Source organism: Fretibacterium sp. OH1220_COT-178, from assembly GCF_003860125.1.
Classification (GTDB): Bacteria; Synergistota; Synergistia; order Synergistales; family Aminobacteriaceae; genus CAJPSE01.
Genome location: NZ_RQYL01000008.1, coordinates 92,815 through 99,057 on the forward strand (window position 1 = coordinate 92,815; position 6,243 = coordinate 99,057).

Here is a 6,243-nt window from a genome sequence, read left to right on the forward strand (position 1 = left end):
ACGAGGCGGCCGGAATGGAGGAACAATGTGCTATACTGAACCGGCAAAAGAAAAAAACGAAAGGTTCCAAGGGGACGACCCCGATTTTTCGACCTCTTCCGTACGGGGGTGGTGCCTTGATCAAATTGATCGGCATCCTGATCGTGATAATTGGAGCGACCTTCGAATTCAATCTGCTTCTGACCATCCTGCTTGCGGCCTTCATCACGGGATTGGTCGGCAACATGGAGTTCATCGCCATTCTCGAGACGATCGGGAACGCGTTCACGACCCATCGTTTTCTGTCGACCTTTCTTCTGATCCTGCCCCTGCTGGGTCTGCTCGAGCGACGGGGGCTGCACAAGAAAGTGGAGTCCATACTGCGGAGGGGCAAAGACGCCTCGGTGGGCCGCATTCTATGGCTGTACGTGACGATGCGCCAGCTCTCGGTGGCCCTGGGCGTCCTGCTCGCCGGCCACCCGCTCGTGCGGTCCCTCGTCGCGCCAATGGCCGAGGAGGCCGCGCGGCGTCAGGGGAATCTCCTGCCCAGCACCCTCGACCGCGTCAAGGCCATGGCCATCGCAACCGAAAACTGCGGCAACTTTTTCGGCCAGTTGCTTTTCGTCGCCTCGACGGGAGGGCTACTGGTCAAGGCGGCCATGGAACAGGCGGGTTACCCCGTCAGCATCATGAAGATCGCCCTATACGGCGTCCCAACAGCTTTGGCAGCCTACGCCATCGTCGTCGTGCGCTGCCGGCGCCTGGACGAAGCCCTGCGCCAAGAGGCTAGGGAGGCCTGGCAGGATTGACTTTGTCCTCTTTTTTCTCCGAAACTTTCAACATGGAATCCATTTATCGCACCATCGGGGGACTCCTGTTCGTCTACGCCCTGCTCATCCTCGCAGACAGCCGCAATCGCTCCTCCAAGACATGGGGAGCCATTCTTTTTCTGGTCGTTTATGGCGTCACGTTCGCTTTCGGCAGCCGCATGCCCCCCGCCGTGACGGGCGCATGCGTCGTCATGATGCCGGTGCTGGCCATTCTGGGCGGTCCGACCTTCAACGGACGCAACGCCCCGCCCAACGAACAGAGGAAAAGCGATGCCAACCCTTCGTCCCGGAGGTTCCTCCTTCCCTTTCTGCTGCCCCTGGCGTCCACCCTCCTGCTTTATTGGGGCTGGGATGTGAACCCCCTCGTTGCCTTCGGCGCCAGCCATATCGTCCTTCTCGTATTCCTCATGCCCCTGATGCGGGAATCTCCCGTCGCCCTCGCCCGGGACGGACAGAGGATGTTCGAGTCCTTGGGATGGTATATCGCACTGCCCCAGTTTCTGGCTGCCCTGGGAGCGGTATTCGCGGAGGCCGGGATGGGGGACGTCGTCTTGGAGATGATCGATGCGTTCGTCACGATCGACGGCAAACTGGCTGCTGCCGCGGTTTATTGCATCGCGACGGCCTTTTTCTCCATGGTGATGGGCAACGCCTTTCCCGCCTTTCTGGTCGTCACATCTGGGGTTGGAATTCCCCTGGTCGTCCGCGGCTTCGGCGCAGACCCCGCCATCGCGGGGGTCTTCGCCATGACCTCCGGATACTGCGGGACCCTGATGACCCCGATGGCCGTAAACTTCAACGCCCTCCCCGCGGAGCGCTTGGGGATCCGGAACATGAACGAGGTCATCGCCGCTCAGGTGGGAACGGCCCTTCCGCTGTTGCTGGTGAACATCGGGCTGATGTATTTTCTGGCCTTCTGACCCCAGAAACGGCCTTGCCCCCACCCCAACAGGCAAACGACCCGACGGCCAAAGAACCGCTGCCGGCCAGCAGATGGAAAGAAAGATATCGGAAGAGAATCCACGCCATCGAGTTGAGAGCGGCCCCCTGGGGGGCCGCTCTCAACTCGATGGCGTGAGCAAGGCTAAACCACGGGCTCCAGTCGTCCGTAACGTCCATCCTTGCGCTTATAGACGACGTTGATGTCGCCCGTATCGGCGTTCTGGAACATGAAAAAGGAGTGGCCGACGAGGTCCATCTGCATCACAGCCTCCTTGGGATCCATGGGCTGGACGGGGATTTTCTTGACCTTTTCGATGACGGGCTCATGGCTCTCGGCGCTCTCCGAAGGGGTCTCCGACATCCCGTCCAGGCTGAAGGAGAATTCCACGTCTCCCTGGTACTGCCCTTTGTTCTTGAGGTAGTCGTTGTGGCGTTTGATACGGCGTTCCAGGTTCTTCAGAGCCTGGTCGAAGGCCTTGCGGGGATCGGCGGCGTTCTCCTCCGCCCGCAGGATGACGCCGTTGGCGTTGGCCGTCGTCTCCACATTGAAATTGCCCTTATGGAGGCTGACGACCACCTGGCTGTTCAGGATCTTCCTGAAAAATTTCTCCAGCTTGGAGACCTTGCCCTCCATGTAGCTTCGCAGATTCTCGTCGATCTCCGTTCCACGCTGCACAAAACGCACTTCCATCGACCTTCGCCTCCGTTTCGTAGATAAGGAATACTGAGAGCGGAACCAGAAACTTCCTCGCGGCCGGGACTTTCCCCTCGGAATCTTCCTCCCGCGGGGAACGTTTCTTGCCCCTGATTGTAACACATCGGAGTTTTATCGCATCGAGGAAGTTCTGGATCCCGTCCCGGGACCATGGCGCAGGAGCTCCCACAGAAGGAGCTCGAAGCCCGGCCAGCCCTCGGCGGACGAGGTCTTCTCCCTGAAGGAGAGGCGTGCGGCACCCAGCATGAAATGTTTGATCGCCTCCGCGCCGAAATTCTCCAGGGCGCGTCGGGACATCTTGACGGCGTGTTCCCGGGGCCCTCCGGCGGCCCTCAGGGCGGCGGGCCCGTCCTTCGGGAAGCAGGCGAGGTAGAGCGCGGGGCGCAGGCGGTTACCCAACGAGGCCAGAAGCCTCAGCGGCGAGGGGTCGGATTGAAGGTGACGGAGGCTCCGGACGACCTCCTCGTGGCGCGCGAGGCAGAGTCCGTCCAGGAATTGGAGCAGGGCCTTGGCCCCCTCGTCGAAGGAGAGCGCCCGGACATCCTCGACCCCTATCTCTCGGCCGGAGGCGTAGAAGGACAGCTTGTCGAGCTCCGAGCGCAACTCCTCCAAGGACTCGAGGGACTCGCCCAACAGGGCCGCCGCCGCGGGGTTCAGCCGGCAGCCGCGCTCCCGCGCCAGCCCCAGAAGCCAGTCCTTCCGCTTCCAGGGCGGGACGGACGCCTCCGCCCGGAGGAACAGAATTTTTTTGAGCGCCAGCGTCTCCTTGGAGAAGATCTTTTTGGTATCCCCGGCAAAGGTCGCGATGACGACGGCCTCCGACCCATCGTCCTCCAGAAGCGGGGACAGCTCGTCCGGGAAGGGGCCCAACGCCTCCGCCCCCTCGGCCACCGTCACGCTTCGGGCGTCGAAGAGGCCTCGGCTGCCCGCGATGGCGAACAACTCCTTCCAGTCCCGAAACGCAGTGCCCGCCTCGAGTTTGCCCGACAGGGCGTAGCCCTCTCTCGAGAGCGCGGAAAGCCGCTCCTCGAGCTGACGGCGCTGGCTCTCGTGGCCTTCGATCGCGACGAGGCGGGGCATCGCAGACGGGAGGCTCAGCCCTTGACGACGATGTTGACCAGCTTGTCCGGGACGACGATCGTCTTGACGACGGGCCGACCGTCCAGGCGCTCCCTCACGGTGGGGTCGGCCATGACCTCGGACTCCAGCTTCGCGCCGTCCAGCCCCGCCGGCATCTCCAGCCGGGCGCGGACCTTGCCGTTGATCTGCACGACGATGGTCACGGAGTCCTGCACCAGCGCCTCCGCCTCGGGAACCGGCCAGGGGGAGATGCTGATGGGCTCCGTATTGCCCAGCATCTCCCAGAGCTCCTCGGCGATGTGCGGGCAGAACGGCGAGAGGCAGTTCAGCAGGACGTCCACCGCCTCGCGCCGCAGAGCGTCGGCCGCCCGGCCCTCCGCGCCGAAGGCGTACAGGGCGTTGGTCAGCTCCATCAGCCGCGCGATGGCCGTGTTGAACTGCTTCTCCTGGTCGATATCGCGGGTGACGGCCTCTACGGTCGTATGGATCTTCCGCTTGAAGTCGCGCAGAACGGGATCCTGAAGAGCCTTCATCGGGACGACTTCTCCACCGGCGGCCCTCAGGACCTCCAGATGCTCCTCCACGCAGCGCCACACGCGCCCCAGGAAGCGGTGCGCCCCCTCCACGCCCCGCTCCGACCAGTCCAGATCGTTCTGAGGGGGGGCGGCGAAGAGGATGAAGAGCCGCACCGTGTCCGCGCCGTACCGTTCGACGATCTCCGTCGGATCCACGACGTTGCCCAGGGACTTGGACATCTTGGCGCCGTCCTTGATCACCATGCCCTGGGTCAGCAGGTTGGTGAAGGGCTCGCGCACCTTCATCAGGCCGATATCCGCCAGGAACTTGGTGAAGAACCGGGCGTAGATCAGGTGCAGACAGGCGTGCTCGATGCCGCCGATATACTGGTCCACAGCCATCCAGTAATCGGCATCCGCCCTCCGGAACGGGCCCCGGTCGTCTCCGGGCGAGCAGTAGCGCCCGAAGTACCAGGACGAGCAGAAGAACGTGTCCATCGTGTCCGCCTCACGAGTGGCCGGCACGCCGCACTCCGGACAGGTCGTGGCCAGCCACTCCGGCATGTCCAGCAGCGGGGAGCGGCCCACGTCCTTCACCTCGACGTCCTCCGGCAGCAGCACGGGAAGCTGGTCCTCCGGCACGGGCACGACGCCGCAGTGCGGGCAGTGCACGAACGGGATGGGCGTGCCCCAGTAGCGCTGGCGGGAGATCAGCCAGTCGCGCAGGCGGAAGTTCACATCGCGCTTGCAGAGCCCCTCCCGCTCGCCCCAGGCGATCATCGTGGGGATGGCCTGCCGGGTGGGCAGCCCGTCGAACTGGCCCGAATTGCAGGCCAGGCCGTCGCCCTCGAAGGCCTCCGTCATCGTCGCGCCGTCCAGGGTCTCGCCCTCCGGCTGAATGACGGGGACGACCTCGATGCCGTATTTCCGGCAGAAATCGAAGTCTCTCTGGTCGTGGGCGGGAACGCCCATGATGGCCCCGGTGCCGTAGTCCATCAGGATGTAGTTGGCGATCCAGATGGGGACGGGCTTGCCCGTCACGGGGTGCACGCCGGTGAAAGGCGTCTTGCAGCCCAGCTTCTCAGCCCCGGCATCGGACCGTTCGATCGCGCTCTGCGATGTGACCTTGCCCACGAAATCGCTCAGCCTGCGGGCCTCGTCCTCCGGCAGGCACTCGATCATCTTCTTCACCAGCTCGTGCTCCGGCGCCAGGGCGATGAAGGTGATGCCGAACACCGTGTCGAACCGCGTGGTGAACGCCTCGATCGTGTAGTCGAGCTCGGGGACCCTGAAGGTGAGCTGCGCGCCCTCGGACCGGCCGATCCAGTTGCGCTGCATGATGCGCACGCGCTCCGGCCAGCCATTGAGCTCCGTCTCGATGTCGTCCACCAGCTCCTGGGCATAGTCGGTGATCTTGATGAACCACTGCCTGAGGTTCTTCTTGACGACGGGGGAATGGCAGCGCCAGCACTCCCCGCCCTCCACCTGTTCGTTGGCCAGGACCGTGCCGCAGGGCTCGCACCAGTTGACGGGTGCCTCCTTGCGGTAGACCAGCCCCTTCTTGTACATCTGCAGGAAGAGCCACTGGTTCCACCGGTAGTAGTCCGGGTTGCAGGTCTCCACCCGGCGGCGCCAGTCGTAGCTGTAGCCCATGCGCTTGAGCTGGCCGGTCATGTACTCGATGTTCTTCCACGTCCAGTCGTGGGGCTTGGTCCTGTACTTGATGGCGGCGTTCTCCGCGGGCATGCCGAAGGCGTCGAAGCCCATGGGATAGAGGACGTTCTTCCCCGTCTTGCGGAGGAAGCGCGCGAGCATGTCCCCCATGGAGTAGTTGCGGACGTGCCCCATGTGCAGGGCCCCGCTGGGATAGGGGAACATCTCCAGGCAGTAGAACTTGGGCTTCGAGGGATCCGTCTCCACCTCGAAACACCGCTTCTCCTGCCATATCCCCTGCCACTTCGCCTCGATCGCCTGAAAATCGTACGCCATCGTCGTGTCCTCCTCGGTCGTTCGCATGTGCCTGTAAAAAAATATAAAGAGAATTATAGCCTTTTCATGGGCAAAGGGCAAAGGTCTGGGCAACGCCCAAAACCACAGGTTGTGGTGCGCTTATCGAGAACGGAGTATGTTATTGCATAGTTTAAGCGAACTTTAGTTTTGCACCCGTCGGGTGCGGCAAAAA

The 6,243-nt window shown here is 63.0% G+C and carries 5 protein-coding genes; 2 read left to right on the forward strand and 3 right to left on the reverse strand.

Translation table 11 applies throughout. The annotated features are described in order from the left end of the window. Positions 1-116: 116 nt before the first annotated feature. Together EII26_RS05160 and EII26_RS05165 are read left to right on the forward strand one after the other, a co-directional pair. Positions 117-788 (forward strand): 5-oxoproline transporter, DUF969 family subunit, encoded by a 672-nt coding sequence (locus EII26_RS05160; protein WP_124888079.1) that lies wholly within the window; start codon positions 117-119, stop codon positions 786-788. 32 nt (positions 789-820) lie between these two features. Then, positions 821-1,729, forward strand: coding sequence for a 5-oxoproline transporter, DUF979 family subunit (locus EII26_RS05165; RefSeq protein ID WP_124888080.1), 909 nt, complete (start codon positions 821-823; stop codon positions 1,727-1,729). A gap of 164 nt (positions 1,730-1,893) precedes the next feature. Here EII26_RS05165 and hpf read toward each other — a convergent pair whose 3' ends face one another. The 3 genes from hpf to leuS all read right to left on the reverse strand — a co-directional run bounded on the left by hpf (position 1,894) and on the right by leuS (position 6,050). Continuing rightward, positions 1,894-2,442, reverse strand: coding sequence for a ribosome hibernation-promoting factor, HPF/YfiA family (hpf, locus tag EII26_RS05170; RefSeq protein WP_124888081.1), 549 nt, complete (start codon positions 2,440-2,442; stop codon positions 1,894-1,896). Between the two features lie 135 nt (positions 2,443-2,577). Further along, positions 2,578-3,546, reverse strand: a complete 969-nt coding sequence (gene holA / locus EII26_RS05175) for a DNA polymerase III subunit delta (RefSeq protein ID WP_124888082.1) — start codon at positions 3,544-3,546, stop codon at positions 2,578-2,580. Between the two features lie 14 nt (positions 3,547-3,560). Then, a complete protein-coding gene (gene leuS, locus EII26_RS05180) occupies positions 3,561-6,050 on the reverse strand; it encodes a leucine--tRNA ligase (protein WP_124888083.1) in 2,490 nt (829 codons plus the stop codon). Positions 6,051-6,243 lie beyond the last annotated feature (193 nt).

What these genes read in the sequence shown, in the direction of transcription:
- EII26_RS05165 (WP_124888080.1), top strand. Translation starts at nt 821, where the DNA reads ATGGAATCCATTTATCGCACCATCGGGGGACTCCTGTTCGTCTACGCC.
- hpf (WP_124888081.1), bottom strand. Translation starts at nt 2,442, where the DNA reads ATGGAAGTGCGTTTTGTGCAGCGTGGAACGGAGATCGACGAGAATCTG.
- holA (WP_124888082.1), bottom strand. Translation starts at nt 3,546, where the DNA reads ATGCCCCGCCTCGTCGCGATCGAAGGCCACGAGAGCCAGCGCCGTCAG.
- leuS (WP_124888083.1), bottom strand. Translation starts at nt 6,050, where the DNA reads ATGGCGTACGATTTTCAGGCGATCGAGGCGAAGTGGCAGGGGATATGG.